Raw genomic sequence first — 432 nt, 5'->3', positions numbered from 1 at the left:
GCGAAATAAACAAAATATCGGAGATAGCAGATACCCAGCCCACAGCCATACCCGAAAAAAAATCTCATGCAGTTGAATCAGGGGGAAAAACAGAACCCGAGAATACCGAGACAGCCGCCTCATCAACCCCTAAAGAACCCCGGCAACTGGGCAGTTAGTTTTTGCAGTGATTCAACCACTGCAAACTGCCAGTAATCTCCTCTTTATTAAGCGACTCAATTTAACAACAGGATAAACCACAGCAACAGATGGATGATGACAATACTTTTATTTCGCATCTGGTGGAATTACGTGCCCGGCTGATTCGAGCACTGCTGGCATTATTTCTGGGTTTTCTCCCCTGCGCTTTTTTCGCGCGAGAGCTGTACAGTTTCCTGGCCTTTCCTTTGCTGGAAAAATTGCCGCAAGGTGGTCAAATGATTGCTACAGAGG

The 432-nt window shown here is 46.3% G+C and carries 1 protein-coding gene; it reads left to right on the top strand.

From position 1 onward, the window contains the following. Nucleotides 1-248: 248 nt before the first annotated feature. On the top strand, nt 249-432 hold a 184-nt coding region (locus tag SQ11_RS15670), incomplete at its 3' end, for a twin-arginine translocase subunit TatC (RefSeq protein ID WP_041515138.1).

The sequence above is a fragment of the Nitrosospira sp. NpAV genome, assembly GCF_000832065.1.
Taxonomy (GTDB): domain Bacteria; phylum Pseudomonadota; class Gammaproteobacteria; order Burkholderiales; family Nitrosomonadaceae; genus Nitrosospira.
Note: the sequence above shows the minus strand (reverse complement) of the source record. Positions and strands in the feature narration are given on the sequence as shown.